15 protein-coding genes are annotated in these 17963 nt (G+C 70.3%); 12 read left to right on the top strand and 3 right to left on the bottom strand.

Annotated elements, in window-relative coordinates; genetic code table 11:
- The 7 genes from FDA94_RS09645 to FDA94_RS09615 form a co-directional block, all read left to right on the top strand.
- Positions 1-1039, top strand: a 1039-nt coding sequence (locus FDA94_RS09645) for a molybdopterin molybdotransferase MoeA (protein WP_342778456.1), incomplete at its 5' end; no start/stop codon positions are given.
- A 186-nt stretch (positions 1040-1225) separates the two neighbouring features.
- The gene (locus FDA94_RS09640; protein ID WP_030454878.1) at positions 1226-2908 is read left to right on the top strand and encodes a thiamine pyrophosphate-binding protein; all 1683 of its coding nucleotides are present in this window, start codon (positions 1226-1228) and stop codon (positions 2906-2908) included.
- Positions 2909-2916: 8 nt separating this feature from the next.
- A complete protein-coding gene (gene frc / locus FDA94_RS09635; RefSeq protein ID WP_137246693.1) occupies positions 2917-4143 on the top strand; it encodes a formyl-CoA transferase in 1227 nt (408 codons plus the stop codon).
- Between the two features lies 1 nt (position 4144).
- Entirely contained in the window at positions 4145-6271 is a 2127-nt protein-coding gene (locus tag FDA94_RS09630) for an acetate--CoA ligase family protein (protein WP_137246692.1), read from the top strand.
- Positions 6272-6504: 233 nt separating this feature from the next.
- Positions 6505-7911: an Nramp family divalent metal transporter gene (locus tag FDA94_RS09625; RefSeq protein WP_137246691.1), complete on the top strand. Its 1407-nt coding sequence runs from the start codon at positions 6505-6507 to the stop codon at positions 7909-7911.
- Position 7912: 1 nt separating this feature from the next.
- Positions 7913-8470 carry a hypothetical protein gene (locus tag FDA94_RS09620; protein WP_137246690.1) on the top strand — a complete coding sequence of 186 codons (558 nt, stop codon included), beginning with the start codon at positions 7913-7915 and terminating at the stop codon, positions 8468-8470.
- Entirely contained in the window at positions 8467-9486 is a 1020-nt protein-coding gene (locus FDA94_RS09615; RefSeq protein WP_137246689.1) for a TerC family protein, read from the top strand. The genes FDA94_RS09620 and FDA94_RS09615 overlap by 4 nt, the downstream gene beginning before the upstream one ends.
- A 144-nt stretch (positions 9487-9630) precedes the next feature.
- On the opposite strand, the gene FDA94_RS39070 is transcribed toward FDA94_RS09615, so the two are convergent.
- From FDA94_RS39070 to FDA94_RS09605, 3 genes are all read right to left on the bottom strand, one after another.
- Positions 9631-9807, bottom strand: a complete 177-nt coding sequence (locus tag FDA94_RS39070; RefSeq protein ID WP_157554154.1) for a hypothetical protein — start codon at positions 9805-9807, stop codon at positions 9631-9633.
- A 445-nt stretch (positions 9808-10252) separates the two neighbouring features.
- Entirely contained in the window at positions 10253-10981 is a 729-nt protein-coding gene (locus FDA94_RS09610) for a GntR family transcriptional regulator (RefSeq protein ID WP_137246688.1), read from the bottom strand.
- A 135-nt stretch (positions 10982-11116) separates the two neighbouring features.
- Positions 11117-12310 (bottom strand): MFS transporter, encoded by a 1194-nt coding sequence (locus tag FDA94_RS09605; protein WP_137246687.1) that lies wholly within the window; start codon positions 12308-12310, stop codon positions 11117-11119.
- Positions 12311-12502: 192 nt separating this feature from the next.
- Here FDA94_RS09605 and sucC point away from each other — a divergent pair, with 192 nt between their 5' ends.
- From sucC to gcl, 5 genes are read left to right on the top strand one after another with little or no spacing between them, the layout of a single operon-like run.
- Complete coding sequence (gene sucC / locus FDA94_RS09600; RefSeq protein WP_137246686.1) at positions 12503-13654, top strand: ADP-forming succinate--CoA ligase subunit beta; 1152 nt, start codon at positions 12503-12505, stop codon at positions 13652-13654.
- A gap of 13 nt (positions 13655-13667) precedes the next feature.
- Positions 13668-14537, top strand: coding sequence for a succinate--CoA ligase subunit alpha (sucD, locus tag FDA94_RS09595; protein WP_137246685.1), 870 nt, complete (start codon positions 13668-13670; stop codon positions 14535-14537).
- Positions 14534-15328, top strand: coding sequence for a hydroxypyruvate isomerase family protein (locus tag FDA94_RS09590; RefSeq protein ID WP_137246684.1), 795 nt, complete (start codon positions 14534-14536; stop codon positions 15326-15328). The genes sucD and FDA94_RS09590 overlap by 4 nt, the downstream gene beginning before the upstream one ends.
- Complete coding sequence (locus FDA94_RS09585; protein ID WP_137246683.1) at positions 15325-16194, top strand: 2-hydroxy-3-oxopropionate reductase; 870 nt, start codon at positions 15325-15327, stop codon at positions 16192-16194. Before FDA94_RS09590 ends, FDA94_RS09585 begins: the two co-directional genes overlap by 4 nt.
- Positions 16191-17915, top strand: coding sequence for a glyoxylate carboligase (gene gcl, locus FDA94_RS09580; RefSeq protein ID WP_212735246.1), 1725 nt, complete (start codon positions 16191-16193; stop codon positions 17913-17915). Before FDA94_RS09585 ends, gcl begins: the two co-directional genes overlap by 4 nt.
- Positions 17916-17963: the final 48 nt, after the last annotated feature.

Raw genomic sequence — 17963 nt, 5'->3', positions numbered from 1 at the left:
GCTGGTCGCGGCCGAGGTCCCGCTGGTCTCCGCCCACGGCTGCCGGCTGGCCGCCGCGCTGCGCGCGCTGGTGGCCCTGCCCGGCGCCGACGTCGCGGCGATGGACGGCTACGCGGTCGCCGGCCCCGGTCCGTGGCACGTCGTCGGCGACGTGCTCGCCGGGGGCACGCCGTTCCCGAGGGAGCTCGGTCCGGGCGAGGCCGTGGAGATCGCCACGGGGGCGCCCGTACCCGAGGGGGCCGCCTGCGTGGTGACGTACGAGCAGATCGAGCAGGCCGGGCCGGCGATCAGCGGGCACTGTGAGCCGGGCAGGCACATCAGGCGGCGGGGGGAGAACGTCTCCGAGGGGGAGGTCGTGCTGAGCTCGGGGGCGCTGGTCACGCCCGCGGTGCTCGGGCTGGCCGCCGGGCTCGGGCACGACACCCTGTGGGTGCGGCCGCGGCCGGTCGTGTCGGTGCTGGTCACCGGTGACGAGATGGTGAGCTCGGGGGTTCCGGGGGCCGGGTTCGTGCGCGACGCGGTGGGGCCGATGCTGCCCCCGCTGATCGCCTCGGCCGACGGAGAGACGCTGCCGCCGCGCCACCTGCCCGACGGCGCCGAGGTGCTGGAGGCCGCTCTCGGGGAACCGGGGGCCGACGTCGTCGTGGTCTGCGGCGCGTCGTCGAGGGGGTCGGCCGATCACCTGCGCGGGGTGCTCGGCCGGCTCGGCGCGGCGGTTCTGGTCGACGGCGTCGCGGTGCGGCCCGGCCATCCGCAGGCCCTCGCCCGGCTGCCGGGCGGGCGGCTGGTGGTCGGGCTGCCCGGCAATCCGTTCGCCGCCCTGGCGGCGGCGCTGACGCTGCTGACGCCGGTGCTGCGCGCGCTCAACGGGCGGCCCGAGCCCGAAGGCGAGCTCAGCGCCGTCAGAGGGCCGGTGCGGGCCCATGGCGGGACACCCGCCTGGTGCCCGTCTGGAGATCGGCGCGCGGCGCGATCCCCGTGGGCCATGACCAGCCCGGGTCGCTGCGGGGAGCGGCGATGGCCGACGCCCTGGCCGTGATCCCGCCCGGCTGGGAGGGCGGCCCGGTGGAGCTCCTCGCGCTGCCCGCACGGTAACCGGTTCGAAATCTTGTAACCCGCCGGAAAGGTATGGACATCCTCGGAACCCGGGGGTAACCATGTTCCTCATACGGTATGCAGTATGGCGTAGACGCAAAGCAGAAACGTCTTTGAGAGGACGGCCCTGATGACGGAACCAGCCCCGGACCAGATCTCCGGTGGTCACCTGGTCGCTAAGGCGCTCAAGGCGGAGGGGATCGACGTGATCTTCACCCTCTGCGGCGGCCACATCATCGACATCTACGACGGCTGTGTCGACGAGGGCATCGACGTGATCGACGTGCGCCACGAGCAGGTCGCCGCCCACGCGGCCGACGGCTACGCGCGCATCACCGGCAAGCCCGGTTGCGCCGTGGTCACCGCGGGTCCCGGCACCACCGACGCGGTGACGGGCGTGGCCAACGCCTTCCGCGCCGAGAGCCCGATGTTGCTCATCGGCGGCCAGGGCGCCCTGAGCCAGCACAAGATGGGCTCGCTGCAGGACCTGCCCCACGTCGACATGATGACCCCGATCACCAAGTTCGCCGCGACGGTGCCCTCCACCGAGCGGGTGGCCGACATCGTGTCGATGGCGTTCCGCGAGTGCTACAACGGCGCGCCCGGCCCGTCGTTCCTGGAGATCCCGCGCGACGTGCTCGACGCCAGCGTCCCGTTGGCCAAGGCCCGCATCCCCCAGGCCGGCCGCTACCGCGCCTCCACCCGCCAGGCCGGCGACCCCGAGGCGATCGAGCGCCTGGCCGACCTGCTCGTCCACTCCGAGAAGCCCTGCGTGCTCCTCGGCAGCCAGGTCTGGACGACGCGCGGCACCGACGCCGCCATCGACTTCGTCCGCGCCCTCAACGTGCCCGCCTACATGAACGGCAGCGGCCGGGGCACCCTCCCGCCCGGCGACCCCCACCACTTCCAGCTGTCGCGGCGCTACGCGTTCAACGAGGCCGACCTCATCATCATCGTCGGCACCCCGTTCGACTTCCGCATGGGCTACGGCAAGCGCCTGTCCAGCACGGCCAACGTCGTGCAGATCGACCTCGACTACCGCACGGTCGGCAAGAACCGCGACATCGACCTCGGCATCGTGGGCGACGCGGGGCTCATCCTGGCCGCCGCCGCGCAGGCCGCCTCCGGGCGGGTCGACAACGGCGCGGCCAAGCGCAAGGAGTGGATCGAGGAGCTGCGCGCGGTCGAGACCCAGGCCTTCGAGAAGCGGCTCCCGCGCCAGCTCTCGGCGGCCGCGCCGATCGACCCCTACCGGCTGGTCCACGAGATCAACGAGTTCATCACCGAAGACACCATCTACATCGGCGACGGCGGCGACATCGTCACCTTCTCCGGCCAGGTCGTGCAGCCCAAGTCGCCCGGCCACTGGATGGACCCGGGCCCCCTCGGCACCCTCGGCGTCGGCGTCGCCTTCGCGATGGCCGCCAAGTACGCCGAGCCCGACAAGGAGGTGCTGTGCCTGTTCGGCGACGGCGCCTTCTCCCTCACCGGGTGGGACTTCGAGACGATGGTCCGCTTCGACCTGCCGTTCATCGGCGTCATCGGCAACAACTCGTCGATGAACCAGATCCGCTACGGCCAGGCCGCCAAATACGGGCAGGACCGCGGCCGGGTCGGCAACACCCTGGGCGACGTCCGCTACGACGAGTTCGCCCGCATGCTCGGCGGCTACGGCGAAGAGGTCCGCGACCCCGCCGACATCCGCCCGGCGCTGGAGCGCGCCCGCGAGTCGGGCAAGCCCGCGCTGATCAACGTGTGGGTCGACCCCGACGTCTACGCCCCCGGCACCATGAACCAGACGATGTACAAGTAGGGAGCGGCATGCCCAAGGCCTTGGAGGGCGTCCGCGTCCTCGACATGACCCATGTGCAGTCGGGCCCGTCCGCGACGCAGCTGCTCGCGTGGCTCGGCGCCGACGTCGTCAAGCTGGAGGCCCCCACCGGCGACATCACCCGGAGCCAACTGCGTGACGTCCCCGGCGTCGACAGCCTCTACTTCACGATGCTCAACTGCAACAAGCGCTCCATCACGCTGAACATGAAGAGCGAGCGCGGCAAGGAGCTGTTCGTCAAGCTCGTGCAGGAGTCCGACGTCCTGGTCGAGAACTTCGGCCCCGGCGCGGTCGACCGCATGGGCTTCCCCTGGGAGCGGCTCCAGGAGCTCAACCCCCGCCTCATCTACGCCTCCATCAAGGGCTTCGGCGGCGGGAAGTACGCCAAGTTCAAGGCCTACGAGGTCATCGCCCAGGCGATGGGCGGCTCGATGGCCACCACCGGGTTCGAAGACGGGCCGCCGCTGGCCACCGGCGCGCAGATCGGCGACTCAGGCACCGGCGTCCACGCCGTCGCCGGCATCCTGGCCGCGCTCTACCAGCGCGAGTCCACCGGCCAGGGCCAGCGGGTGCAGGTCGCCATGCAGCACGCCGTGCTCAACCTGTGCCGGGTCAAGCTGCGCGACCAGCAGCGGCTGGTCCACGGCGCCCTCAAGGAATACCCGAACCGCACCTTCGGCACCGAGGTGCCGCGGTCGGGCAACGCCTCTGGCGGCGGCCAGCCCGGCTGGGCGGTCAGGTGCGCGCCCGGCGGGCCCAACGACTACATCTACGTCATCGTCCAGCCGGTCGGCTGGAAGCCCGTCTCCGAGATCATCGGCCGCCCCGAGCTGGCCGACGACCCCGAGTGGGCCACCCCCGAGGCGCGGCTGAACAAGCTCGACAAGATGTTCCAGCTGATCGAAGAGTGGTCGAGCCAGCACGACAAATGGACCGTCCTCGACCGGCTCAACGCGGCCAACGTGCCCTGTGGGCCCATCCTGTCCACCGCCGAGCTCATCGACGACGAGTCGCTGCGCGCCGAGGGCGCGGTCGTCACCGTCCCCCACCCGGAGCGCGGGGAGTTCACGACGGTCGGCAGCCCCCTCCAGCTCTCCGCCTCCCCGGTCGACATCACGACGCCGCCGCTGCTCGGAGAGCACAACGACGAGATCTACACGCGGCTCGGCGTCACGGCCGACGAGCTGGCCGAGCTGAAGACGAACGGAGTGATCTGAGATGTCGGCAGAAGTCCGGGAGATCCTGGACAAGGCACGGGCCGAAGGGCGCACCGCGCTCACCGCCCCCGAGGGCAAGCTCGTCTGCGACGCCTACGGAATCGCCACCCCCGGTGAGGGCCTGGCGACGTCGGCCGACCACGCCGTCGAGCTGGCCACCTCGATCGGGTTCCCGGTGGTGCTGAAGATCGTTTCCCCGGACATCCTGCACAAGACCGAGGCCGGCGGCGTCCTGGTGGGCGTGGGCTCGGCCGAGGCCGTACGCGCCGGCTACGACCAGATCATCGCCAACGCCCAGGCCTACGACGCCGGGGCCGTCATCGACGGCGTCCAGGTGCAGCAGATGGTCGGCGGCGGCCACGAGGTGATCATCGGCGCGGTGACCGACCCGACCTTCGGCAAGGTCGTCGCCTTCGGCCTCGGCGGAACGTTGGTCGAAGTGTTAAAGGACGTGACCTTCCGGCTCGCCCCCCTAACAGTGCATGATTCCCTGGCGATGCTGGACGACATCAAGGCGGCCGAGGTGCTGCGTGGGGCCCGCGGAGCCGCACCGGCCGACCGGGCGGCTCTGTCGACCATGATCGAACGCGTCGGCGCGCTGGTCGCCGACTTCCCCGAGATCGCCGAGGTCGACCTCAACCCCGTCTTCGCCTCCGCGAACGGCGCCGTGGCCGCCGACGTGCGCATCATCCTGTCGGCCGAAGCGCCGGTGGAGACCCCGCGCATTCCCCGCGACGAGATCCTCGCCAAGATGAACCGCATCTTCCACCCGCGGGCCGTCGCCGTCATCGGCGCCTCCGGCGAGACCGGGAAGATCGGCAACTCGGTCATGCGCAACCTGATCAACGGCGGCTTCCGGGGCAACATCTACCCGATCAACCCGAAGTCCTCCGAGATCCTCGGGTTACCCGCCTATCCGAGCATCGCCGACGTGCCCGGCGAGATCGACGTCGCGGTCTTCGCCATCCCGGCCGCGTTCGTGCCTGCCGCCCTGGAGGCGGCGGGGGAGAAGGGCGTCGCCGGCGCCATCATGATCCCCTCGGGCTTCGCCGAGACCGGCAACGTCGAGGGCCAGCAGGAGATCGTCGAGATCGCGCGCAAGCACGGCGTACGCATGCTCGGCCCCAACATCTACGGCTACTACTACACCCCCGAGAACCTCTGCGCGACCTTCTGCACCCCCTACGACGTGCGAGGAAACGTCGCGCTGACCTCACAGAGCGGCGGCATCGGGATGGCGATCCTGGGCTTCAGCCGCACCACCCGGATGGGCGTATCCGCGATCGTCGGAGTCGGCAACAAGGCCGACGTCGACGAAGACGACCTCCTCACCTTCTTCGAGCAGGACGACAACACCAAGTGCGTCGCCATGCACCTCGAAGACCTCAAAGACGGCCGCGGCTTCGTCGAGGCCGTTCAGCGGGTCGTCAAGGAGAAGCCGGTGATCGTGCTCAAGGCGGGCCGGACCGCCATGGGCGCGAGGGCCGCCGGATCGCACACCGGCGCGCTCGCCGGTGACGACAAGGTCTACGACGACATCCTCCGGCATGCCGGTGTGGTCCGTGCCCCCGGGCTCAACGACATGCTGGAATACGCCCGATCCCTGCCGATCATGCCTACTCCGCAGGGGGAGAACGTCGTGATCATCACCGGAGCGGGCGGCTCCGGTGTCCTCCTCTCCGACGCCTGCGTCGACAACGGGCTGACTCTCATGGAGATCCCGCCCGACCTCGACGAGGCGTTCCGCGCCTACATCCCGCCGTTCGGAGCGGCGGGCAACCCGATCGACATCACGGGCGGCGAGCCGCCCTCGACCTACGAGAACACTCTCAGGCTGGGCCTCACCGACCCCCGGATCCACGCGCTCGTGCTCGGTTACTGGCACACCATCGTCACCCCCCCGATGGTCTTCGCCGAACTGGTCGCGCGCGTCGTGGCCGAGGAAAGGGCCAAGGGCAACCACAAGCCGGTCGTCGCCTCACTGGCCGGTGACACCGAAGTCGAAGAGGCCTGCGAATACCTCTTCGACCACGGCGTGGTCGCCTACCCCTACACCACGGAGAAGCCCGTGGCCGTGCTCGGCGCGAAATACCGCTGGGCGAGGGCGGCTGGACTCATGCCCGGCTGACGCACCACCCGCACCACCACCGCGGCGGCCCGCCGCACCTGAGCACGGCGGGCCGGCGCACGACGCTCCGGTGACAGGACCGGAGACCCAAGAGGGGGGCGAATCGGGGACAGGCGGGACCAATCAACTCCCGAGGAGGTCCATACGTGGACACGTCAAGTACACCGGCGACCGAACCCACGGCTGCCACCGGACAAGAAGAGAAAGTGTGGCGGGCGGGCAAGCTGGAGCCGATGCCCATCCGCACCCTGCCCGACGCGCCCCCGTCGGTGCACATCCTCGGGCCCACCGTGTTCCTCGTCGCGCTCGGCGTGGGCATGGGCGAGTCGTACATGTGGCCCCGGTTGGTGCTGCTGTTCGGGCCGGAGATCCGCTGGCTGTTCCTCGTCGGCGTGACCCTGCAGGCCGTCGTCATGCTGGAGATGGCCCGCTACGCCATGGCGACCGGCGAGAGCATCTTCTTCGGCGCGGCGCGCGTCTTCAAGCCGCTGATGTGGTTCTTCTTCGTCGTCGCCATAGCCGTCTACATCTGGCCGGGCCACCTGTCGGCGGGCGCGGCGGCGTTCGAGGAGATAACCGGCATCCCATGGACAGTGACCGCGGTATGCGGCCTGCTCCTGGTCGGGGTGGTGTTCAGCCTCGCCAAGGTCATCTACAGCCTGCTCGAAAGCCTGCTGTCGATCCTGATCGGGGCGCTGGTGATCGGCACCGCGATCGTCGCCGCGATGGTCGGCACCTGGGGCGACGTCACCAGCACCGTCACCGGCATGTTCGCCATCGGCTACATCCCCGACGGGGCGCTGACGGCCGCGTGGTTCCCGGTGATCGTGGGATCGATCGCCTTCGCCGGGCCGTCCGGAATGCAGCAGATGTGGTACACCCTGCACCTGCGTGACTCCGGCGCCGGCATGGGCGCGCACATCCCGCAGATCCGCGGCCTGCGGCACGCCGGCGAAGAAGAGCAGATGCCCGCGCGGGGCTTCATGTTCGACACCGAGAACCCCGAGGAGATGAAGAAGTGGCGCGGCTGGCGCCGCTGGGTCACCTTCGACGCGTTACTGCTCTTCTGGGGCGTCACCATGCTGGTCACCATCTCGTTCACGGTGATCGCGCAGGCGGCGACGCGGCAGACGCCGGGCGTCAAGGAGATCATCGCGAACGGTGAGCGTGAGGCCGCCCTGTCGGCCATGGCCGACTCGTTCGCCTCGGCGGGCAGCTCGGTGCTGGGCGTCATCTTCCTCGGCTTCATCTCGCTCATCGGCCTCAACGCGACCCTCGGCCTGTTCGACTCGTTCTCGCGCGGCCAGGCCGACATGACCTACCACTTCGTCAAGGGCGCCAAGAAGATGCGCATGTCGCACCTCTACGCGGCCTTCCTGTGGGGCGTCATCGCGTTCGGCATCCTGATCCTGCTGTTCGGCCCGGCCGACGGACCGAGCGGCATCCTCGACACGCTGGCGTTCCTGTCGACGTTCGCCATGGGCGCCTACTGCGTGACACTGCTCCTGGTCAACAACCGCATGCTGCCGAAACCGATCCGCCCCAAGTGGTGGTCGAACCTGATCATCGGCTTCGGCGCCGTGTTCTACCTCGGCATGCTCCTCTACAGCCTCTTCGCCTACGGCGTCGTGGTCGGCTGACATGGCGCCCGACCGACCCTCCATCCGGCAGGCCGCGGAGCTCGCCCTCCCCGGCTTCGCGATCGGAGCCGTCGGCGGCGCCATGGCCGGCGGGCTGACCCTCATCGCAGGGCAGCCCGTCGGCTGGGCCGCCGTCTCGGCGCTCACGCTCGCCCTCCCGCTGGGCCTGCTCGGCGGCCTCTTCAGCACGCTGTGCGGGCTCGGCGGCCCGTTCCGCCCGGGTCTGTTCGCACCCGCGGGGCTGTTCTGGCTGCTGGCCTTCCCGCTCTCACGGCTGACCCAGGAGGTCAGCACCGGACTCATCCTCGACGGCCAGGTCGTCCTCGCGGGCGGCGTGGCGGGCTTCCTCGCCTATCAGGCGCTGGTCAGCCTGGGTTTCGCCATCGGTTTCGTCTGGCTCCACGAACGGCTCATGCCCCATTGGCTGATCCGGTTGGCAGGACGCAACCCCGTGGCGCGTACCCTGCTTCAGCGCTATATCGAGCACGCCGAGGCCCTTGACCACCAACGCCGCAACCGGAAGGCACGTGGAAAGGGCCAGACGAAAGGAGTCCGATGAACCTTCCCGCCTGGGTCTGGGTGGCCACGGTCGCGGGATTCGCCCTCGTGCTCGCGTTCGACTTCTGGCTGGTCGCACGCAACCCGCATGAACCGTCTTTCCGCGAGTGCGTCAGCTGGGTCCTGTTCTACGTGGGCCTGGCCGTCGTGTTCGGCATCGGCCTCTGGGTCCTGTGGGGCGGCGACCACGGCGGAGAGTTCTTCGCCGGGTGGATCACCGAATACTCACTGAGCGTCGACAATCTGTTCGTCTTCCTCATCATCATGAGCCGGTTCCAGGTGCCACGGCAGTATCGACAGAAGGTCCTGCTGATCGGCATCATCATCGCCCTGGTCATGCGGGGCGGCTTCATCGCCGCCGGCGCCGGCGCGATCTCCCGGTTCGACTGGCTGTTCTACATCTTCGGCGCCTTCCTGATCTACACGGCGTGGAAGCTGATCGGCCACGAGGAGGAAGAGGCCGAGTTCTCCGAGAACATCGCCCTGCGTACCGTCCGCCGGGTCCTGCCCTCGACGGACAAGTACCAGGGCGCCGCGATGACCGCCCGCATCGACGGCCGCCGCGTGGTGACCCCGATGCTGATCGTCATGGTGGCCATCGGCACCACCGACCTGTTGTTCGCCCTCGACTCGATCCCGGCCATCTTCGGCCTGACCCGCGAGCCCTACATCGTGTTCACCGCCAACGCGTTCGCGCTGATGGGCCTGCGGCAACTGTTCTTCCTGATCGGGGGCCTGCTCGACCGGCTCGTCTACCTGAGCAAGGGCCTGTCGGTCGTGCTCGCCTTCATCGGCGTGAAACTGATCATGGAGGCCCTGCACCACGACGGCGTCTCGTGGGCGCCCGAGGTGCCGATCGCGGTCAGCCTCGGCGTGATCATCGGAACCCTGATCGTGACGACCATCGCCAGCCTGATCAAGACCCGCATGGACGACCGCCGCGCGGCGGCCGCGCCCCCGGCTCCGAAGGACGACGCGGGCGAGGAGGACCGCCAGAAGGCCGACATCGACAGCTGACCCGGCTTCACTCGGCCTCCGTGGGTTCCCTCCCACGGGGGCCGTTCCGATCGGTGTTGGGTTATCGGGTTGGCCGCCCCCGGATGACGTCGGACTTCGGCGTGGATCGCACGCGTCAGTCCGACGCCGGAGGCAGGGGGCGGGTCAGCGCTGTTCGGCCTTGACGGGCTCGGTGGCCCACTGGCGAACGTGACTCTCGACGCCATCGGCGGAACGCGCCTTCCGCAGCGCGGTGGCGAGGCCCAGCCCGATCGGGCGGCCGTCGGCCGAGGCGCCCAGCGGGCCCTCGAAGGCGCGCAGCTTCTCGAAGAACGACTTCATGCGAATACACCTCCTTCGGGACTGTCTCCACTACCCGGGAAGGTCCCGGGGTATCGGGGGCGCCGGCTGCCCTCTGGTGGGCCCGCCGGCGGGTCTTGGGGGTCGCGGCCCTTCGTTCTCCCGAATCGATGGTCGGGGACGTCGTGGCCGGTGACATCGTGCGGTGGTGTGGAACACCTGGGCGGGTTTCCGTATGGGAAGCCCCTGCCAAGTTTCCCGGCCGGGCATTAGGGCCGGGTTTCACGCGTGGAAACACCGCGGTGTTTCCGGGGCTTCCCGGATATGGGCATTGCCAGGGCACGGCAACGGATCACTCCGTGCCGGTGAAAATGCTTCGCCTGAAATTCGCGCGACGATTTCTTTCAGGCGCTCTTCATCCCATCGCCAGGCTCAGATGGGCGCGTTGAACGGACGGACCCGCGGTGCGCCCCTTCCCCGGACTGGTTCAGCCGGATACCGTGCGCGGCCGGCGGCGGCGGATGGGAGCCGGGGGCTCCTCCACCGGATGCTGGGCGCGGGACTCCAGATAGGACTGACGCGTGTGCTCGGTGTGGCGGCGCATGATGTCGGCGGCGACGTCCTCGTCGCCCGCCTCGATCGCGTCGATCAGGGCCGCGTGCTCCTCCCACGAGGCCCGGCCACGGTGGCGGGCCACGGGGGTGTGATACCAGCGCACCCGGCGGGCCACCTGTGAGGTCAGGTCGGCCAGGACGCGGTTGCCCGACATGTTCACCACGGCGGTGTGGAGCTCGCTGTTGGCGGCGACGGCGGCGTCGACGTCGTCGGCCACGCAGGCGGCCAGGCCGCGGTTGCAGATGTCGCGCAGGTCGGAGATGTCGGTCTTGTCTGGGTTACGGGCGGCCAGGCGGGCCGACTCCGCTTCCAGCAGCGTGCGGACGGCGAGGAGCTGGTCGGCTTCCTCGACCGTGGGGGAGTGGACATAGGCGCCGTGACCGGGCCGCAGGTCGACCCAGCCTTCGCCGCTCAGCAACTGAAGGGCCTCTCTGACCGGCTGGCGGGAGACGCCGAGATTGTCGGCAAGTTCGTTCTCGACCAGGTGCTGACCCGGCTTCAAGCTGCCGATGATGATGAGCTCGAGGATCCTCTCCAAAACGCTCTCCCGCAGGGTTGTGGGACGAACGATCTTCGCGGTGGAGCCCTGGTTGGCCAGCATCGGGTTTCTCAACTCCTGGGAACGACCACTCAAAATGTTTGTCGTCGACTGCCTACAGCATACATTCTTGACATTATGGCTGGCCGTGACATCGCTCACATCGGCCTGCAGCGTTTCCGGAATTCGTCTTCGCGCTTAAATCGACGGCGCGGGAAGGGTGGCGGGGACCCCCGGCCGTCGCAGGGTGGTGCAGAGCAGGGCTGTCGTGGCGGCGATGAGGGTCGCCGCCACGAAGACGGGCGCCCCCGCGCCGGCCGCCAGGCCGGGCAGGGCGACGATCGCGAGGCCCACTCCGGCCGGGCCCGCGATGGCCTTGGCCGTGTAGACCAGCCCGTGGATCCCGTGAACGCGGTCTTCGCCGAAGTACTCCCGTACGAGCGCCGCGATGAGCGGATAGATCGCGCCGCCGCCCAGGCCCGCCGGGACCGCGGCCACCACCGCGACCATGGAGGCCGCGGCCACGGCGGCGGCGACGGCCAGCAGGCCCTGGGCCAGCGCCAGCAGCGCCAGGGCCGACGCCAGCACCCGCACGCGGCCGAAGCGCTCGGCCAGGGGGACCGCCGCCGCCCGGCCGGCGCCGGTGACGGCCAGCAGAACGGCCAGGGCGAGCCACGGCGGCGTGGGGCCCAGGAACGCCAGGGCGATCACGTCGAAGATCGCGACCGCGCCGGCCCCGACGAGGATCACGGTCAGCACGACCAGCGTGGGGGTGCGGACCGCCTCGCCCAGCGAGAACTGGCGGGCGGCGCGTGGCTGGCGGTGGAGGACCCGCCGGTCGAGGGCCCACGCGCGCGGGTCGATCTCGGGGGGCCACCAGTTGGCGGGCGGGGTGCGGAGGACGGCCGCGGCCCAAGCGATGGCGGCCAGCCCGAAGCCGGCCATGACGGGCCATAAGCGCAGGTCGAACGCGAGCGGAAGCGCGCTGCACGAGTAGGCGCCGGTCACGAAGGCGACCCGCACGCCCGGGCGTTCGGGATGCCAGCGGGCGATGGTCTCGGTGCAGGCGGCGTAGACGAGTCCCGCCCCGGTGCCGCCGAGCAGGCCGTAACCCACCAGCAGCGGGATGCCCGGAGCGGTCAGCGACGGGATCGCCAGGGCGCAGAGAAGGGCGCCCAGCCAGAGGGCGACGCGGACGCCGACGACCCCGCGCGAGAGCAGGCGGGTCGCGGGCAGCGCGACCGCGGCCTGGCAGGTGAGCCAGACCGCCAGAGGAAGCAGGACCTCGGCGGGGGAGACGCCGTGGGCGCGGGCGATCGACGGGGCGAGGGCGGCGTAGCCGTATTGCATCGGCCCGACCGCCGCCATGGCCGCCATGGCGGGCCACAGCATCGCTGACCTGGGACGCCCGGTGATCTGTGGGGCTGCTGGGCCCACCTGATAGAGCCGTCCGCGCCAGTCTCTGACTTCCTCTGTATCCTGCATACCGTATGGAATATCCCAAGCATCGCCTCTTGTCGAGAGGGGTTTACGACCTCGACTCCATACGGTATACCGTCTACAAGATGCGTTGAGGGAGGCCCCATGGACCTGTTCGAGCACCAGGCGAAGGAGCTGTTCGCGCGCTACGGCGTTCCCGTCCCCGAGGGGGCGGTGGCGGCGACGCCTGAGGAGGCGCGCGCCATAGCCGCCGAGCTGGCCGGGCCGGTCGTGGTCAAGGCCCAGGTGAAGACGGGCGGTCGCGGCAAGGCCGGCGGCATCAAGCCCGCTCCCGGCCCGGCCGCGGCGGAAGACGCCGCGCGAGCGATCCTCGGGATGGACATCAAGGGTCACCTGACCCGGCGTGTCCTCGTCGAGGTGGCGAACGTGCCGGCCGAGGAGTACTACGCGGCCTTCCTGGTCGATCGCGCGGCCGGGTCGTTCCTGGCGATGTGCTCGGCCTCGGGCGGCATGGAGATCGAGGAGCTGGCGGTCACCGATCCGGGCGCGCTGGTCAAGGTGCCGATCGATCCGCTGCGCGGGGTCGACCACGAGACGGCGACCTTCATCGTCACCGAGGCGGGCCTGCCCGCCGACGTCGCCGGCGAGGCGGCCGACATCCTCGTCGGGTTATGGAAGGTCATGGCGGGCGAAGACGCCGTGCTCGTCGAGGTCAACCCGCTGGCCCGCACCGCCGACGGCCGCGTGCTCGCCCTCGACGGCAAGGTCACGCTCGACGAGAACGCCGACTACCGCCATGAACGCCCCGCCGACGACACCGTGGGCGGCGACGACCTCGAGAGCCGGGCCAAGGCCAAGGGGCTCAACTACGTCAAGCTCGACGGGTCCGTCGGCGTGATCGGCAACGGCGCGGGGCTCGTCATGAGCACCCTCGACGTCGTCGCGCAGGCCGGCGCCAAGCCCGCCAACTTCCTCGACATCGGCGGCGGCGCCTCCGCCCAGGTCATGGCCGACGGCCTCGGCGTCATCCTGTCCGACCCCGACGTGAAATCGGTGCTGGTCAACGTGTTCGGCGGGATCACCGCCTGCGACGCGGTGGCCGACGGCATCGTGGCCGCCCTCGCCACGCTCGGCGAGCAGGGTGCGACCCACCCGATCGTGGTGCGGCTCGACGGCAACAACGCCGAGGCGGGCCGCCGGATCCTCGATCAGGCCGCACACCCCGCCGTCCGGCAGGTCCCGACCATGGACGGCGCCGCCGAAGAGGCGGCCAGGCTGGCCAACGCGGCCGCGTGAGGAGACCCCCAGAATGTCGATCTTCCTGAGCAAGGACAGCCGCGTCGTCGTGCAGGGCATGACCGGCGCCGAAGGCGGCAGGCACACCGCCCGCATGGTCACGGCGGGCACCAACGTCGTGGCCGGGGTGACGCCGGGCAAGGGCGGGCAGGTCCACCAGGGCATCCCGGTGTTCTCGTCGGTCGCCGAGGCGATGGATTCGACCGGCGCCGACGTGTCGGTGGTGTTCGTGCCGCCCCGGTTCACCAAGGGCGCGGTCCTGGAGGCGGTCGACGCCGGGATCGGGCTGTGCGTGGTGATCACCGAAGGCGTGCCCGTCCACGACAGTCTCGAGTTCCTGACCCTGGCCGGGCAGAGCACGACCCGGATCATCGGGCCCAACTGCCCCGGCCTGATCTCGCCCGGCGCCTCCAACGCCGGGATCATCCCGGCCGACATCACCGCGCCGGGGCGCATCGGCCTGGTGTCCAAGTCGGGCACCCTCACCTATCAGCTGATGTACGAGCTGCGCGACATCGGGTTCTCCACAGCTGTGGGAATCGGCGGCGACCCGGTCATCGGCACCACCCACATCGACTGCCTCAAGGCGTTCCAAGACGACCCCGACACCGACGCCATCGTCATGATCGGCGAGATCGGCGGCGACGCCGAAGAACGGGCCGCCGCCTACATCGAGAAGCACGTCACCAAGCCGGTCGTCGCCTACGTCGCCGGGTTCACCGCGCCCGAGGGCAAGACGATGGGCCACGCGGGCGCGATCATCTCCGGCTCGGCCGGCACCGCCCAGGCCAAGAAAGAGGCCCTGGAGAAGGTCGGCGTCAGCGTCGGCCGCACCCCCAGCGAGACGGCCCGGCTCATGCGGGCGCTGCTGGAGGCCGCATGAGCGGGCTCCGGTTCGACGTCAACCTGTCGATCCTGTTCACCGAGCTGCCGCCGCTCGAACGGTTCGAGGCCGCGGCGAAGGCCGGGTTCGACGCCGTCGAGCTGTGGTGGCCGTTCGACGGTCCGCAGCCGTCCGAGCTCGAACTCGACCGGTTGCGGACGGCGATCAACGACGCCGGGGTGCGGCTCGTCGGGCTCAACTTCGACGCCGGCAACATGGCCGAGGGCGACCGTGGGCTGGTCTCCTCCCCGGGCGGGTCGGCGCGGTTCCGGGCCAACGTCGAGGTCGCGGCCGGGCTGGCCGAGTCGCTCGGGTGCCGTCGGCTGAACGCGCTCTACGGCAACGCCGAACCCGACGTGTCCGTCGAGGTCCACCGGGCGATCGCGGTGGAGAACCTGCTCTACGCCGCCGAGGTGGCCGACCAGGCCGGCGCGATGGTGCTGGTCGAGGCGCTCAACTCCTACGAGAGCCCCCACTATCCGATCGTCTCGTCCGAAGAGGCGTTCCGGCTGCTCGACCAGGTCGGCGTGGCCAACGTCGGGTTCCTGGCCGACCTCTACCACCTGCACCGCATGGGAGAAGACGTCCTCGATCTGATCGGCCGCCAGTGGGAGCGGTTCGGTCACGTGCAGATCGCCGACGATCCGGGGCGGGGGCAGCCGGGCACCGGCGCCATGCCCTACGACCGGATCTTCGCGCGGCTGGCCGCCACCGGCTACGACGGCCACGTGGGCCTGGAATACCGTCCGGTCGGCCCGAGCGCCGACAGTTTCGCCTGGAGGAACGGATGAACATCGGCTTCATCGGCCTCGGCATCATGGGCACGCCCATGGCCGCCAACCTCGTCCGGGCCGGGCACACCGTGGTCGGCTACGACGTCAGCACCACCCGGCTCGACGAACTGGCCGAGCTCGGCGGCAAGGCCGCGGCGAGCATCGGCGAGGCGGTCGCGCAGGCCCACGTGGTGATCACGATGCTGCCCGACTCCCCGCAGGTCGAGGAGGTCGTCTTCGGTGAGGGCGGGGTCCTCGAACACGCCCCCGCCGGGCTGCTCCTGATCGACATGAGCACCATCCGTCCCGAGACCTCGCGCCGGGTCGCGCAGGCGGCGGTGGTGAAGGGCGTACACGCCATCGACGCGCCCGTCAGCGGCGGGGAGAAGGGCGCCGTCGACGGCACCCTGTCGATCATGATCGGGGGCCGGGCCGAAGACGTCGAGTCGGCCCGGGAGATCCTGCGGGTGCTCGGGACCACGATCGTCCACGTCGGGCCCGCCGGGGCGGGGCAGACCGTCAAGGCCGCCAACCAGCTCGTGGTCGGCGGCGTCTACGCCCTGGTCGCCGAGGCGATCGTGCTGCTGGAGGCGTCGGGCGTCGATCCGAAGGCCGGCCTCGACGTGCTGGCGGGCGGTCTGGCCGGGTCGCGGATCCTGGAGCTCAAGCGCCACTCCATGATCGAGCGCAGCTTCCAGCCGGGGTTCCGCATCGACCTGCACCACAAAGACATGGGCATCGCCACCGCAGCCGCCCGCGAGGCCGGCATCGCGCTGCCGATGACCGCGCTGGTCGCCCAGCTCATCGCGGCGGCCAGGGCCCAGGGCCATGGCGCGCTCGACCACTCCGCCCTGCTGAAAGTGATCGAAAGGATCAATTCGTGAAGCGGATCCCCTGCATGGAGGCGGCCGTCGCGGTGATGGAGAGCGAAGGCGTCGACACCGTCTTCGGCATCCCGGGCGCGGCCATCCTGCCGCTCTACGCGGCCCTGCAGCACAGCTCGATCAAGCACATCACGGTCCGCCACGAAGAGGGCGGCACCCACGCCGCCGACGGCTGGGCGCGGGTCACCGGGAACGTCGGCGTCTGCATCGGCACCTCCGGGCCGGCCGGCACCAATATGATCACCGGGCTCTACACGGCGATGGCCGACTCGATTCCGATGATCTGCATCACCGGTCAGGCGCAGAAGAGCAAACTCCACCAGGAGTCGTTCCAGGCGGTCGACATCGTCGAGATCGCCAAGCCGGTGACCAAGTGGGCGGTGCAGCTCAAGGAGCCGGCGCAGGCCGCGTGGGTGTTCCGCGAGGCGTTCCGCATCGCCCGGTCGGGGCGGCCGGGGCCGGTCCTGATCGACCTGCCGATCGACGTCCAGCGCGGCACCTGCCTCTACGACCCCGAGCTCGACGCGCCGCTTCCCGTCGACGTGCCGCAGCCGTTACCCAAGGCGGTCGCGGCGGCGGTCGACCTGCTGTCGGCCGCCGAGCGCCCGCTGATCCTCGCGGGCGGCGGCGTCGTCATCGCCGACGCCTCGACCGAGCTGCGGGAGCTGGCCGAGCACCTGCAGGTGCCGGTCCAGGTCACCCTGATGGGCAAGGGCGCCTTCCCCGAAGACCACCCGCTGTTCGCCGGCATGGCCGGCATCCAGACCCAGACCCGGTGGGGCAACGCGGCGTTCCTCGAGAGCGACCTGGTGCTGGCGGTCGGCGCCCGCTTCGGCGACCGGCACACCGGCGACCTCGACGTCTACCGCAAGGGCCGCCAGTTCATCCACGTCGACATCGAGCCGACCCAGATCGGCCGGGTCTTCGAGCCCGACCTCGGGGTCGTCGGGCACGCCCGGCCGACGCTGGCGGCGATGGCCGCCGAGGCGCAGCGACGCGGCAAGGCCAGGCGCCCGTCGGCGTGGGCCAACCGGGTCGGCGAACTGCGGCGAACGCTGCCCCGCCGCGACGACTTCGACGAGGTGCCGATCAAGCCGCCGCGGGTGTTCCGGGAGCTCAACGAGTTCTACGGCCCCGACACGACCTTCGTGACCGCCATCGGGCTCTACCAGATCTGGTCGGGCCAGTTCCAGAAGACCTACCTGCCGCGCCGCTATCTCGTCTGCGGCCAGGCCGGGCCGCTGGGCTGGGAGGTCCCGGCGGCGATGGGCGTCAAGTGCGCCCATCCCGACCGCGAGGTGGTCGTGGTCGTCGGCGACTACTCCTTCCAGTTTCTGATGGAAGAGGTCGCGGTCGCCGCGCAATACCAGATCCCGTTCGTCATCGTCATGATCAACAACGAGTATCTGGGGCTGATCCGGCAGGCCGAGATCCCCTACGACATGAACTTCGCCGTCGACCTCCACTACGGCGAGGGCGGCATCGACCACGTGAAGGCCATGGAGGCCTTCGGCTGCCAGGCCCGCCGGGTCGAGGAGCCCGGCGACATCCGGTCCGCCCTCGAATGGGCCACCGCCGAAGCCCACCGGTCACGGCTTCCGGTGCTGGTCGAGGTCATGGTCGAACGCGAGGCCAACGCCGCGATGGGCCCTTCGCTCGACGCCATCAAGGAGTTCGAGCCGCTGCCCGTGCTGGCCGAAGACATCGACTGGTCCGACTGAGAGGGACGACAGCCATGCCGCCCACGCTCAAGCCCGGCCCCGGCCGGT

The organism is Herbidospora galbida, assembly GCF_005233835.1.
GTDB lineage: Bacteria > Actinomycetota > Actinomycetes > Streptosporangiales > Streptosporangiaceae > Herbidospora > Herbidospora galbida.
This window is presented reverse-complemented; position numbering and strand designations above follow the sequence as displayed.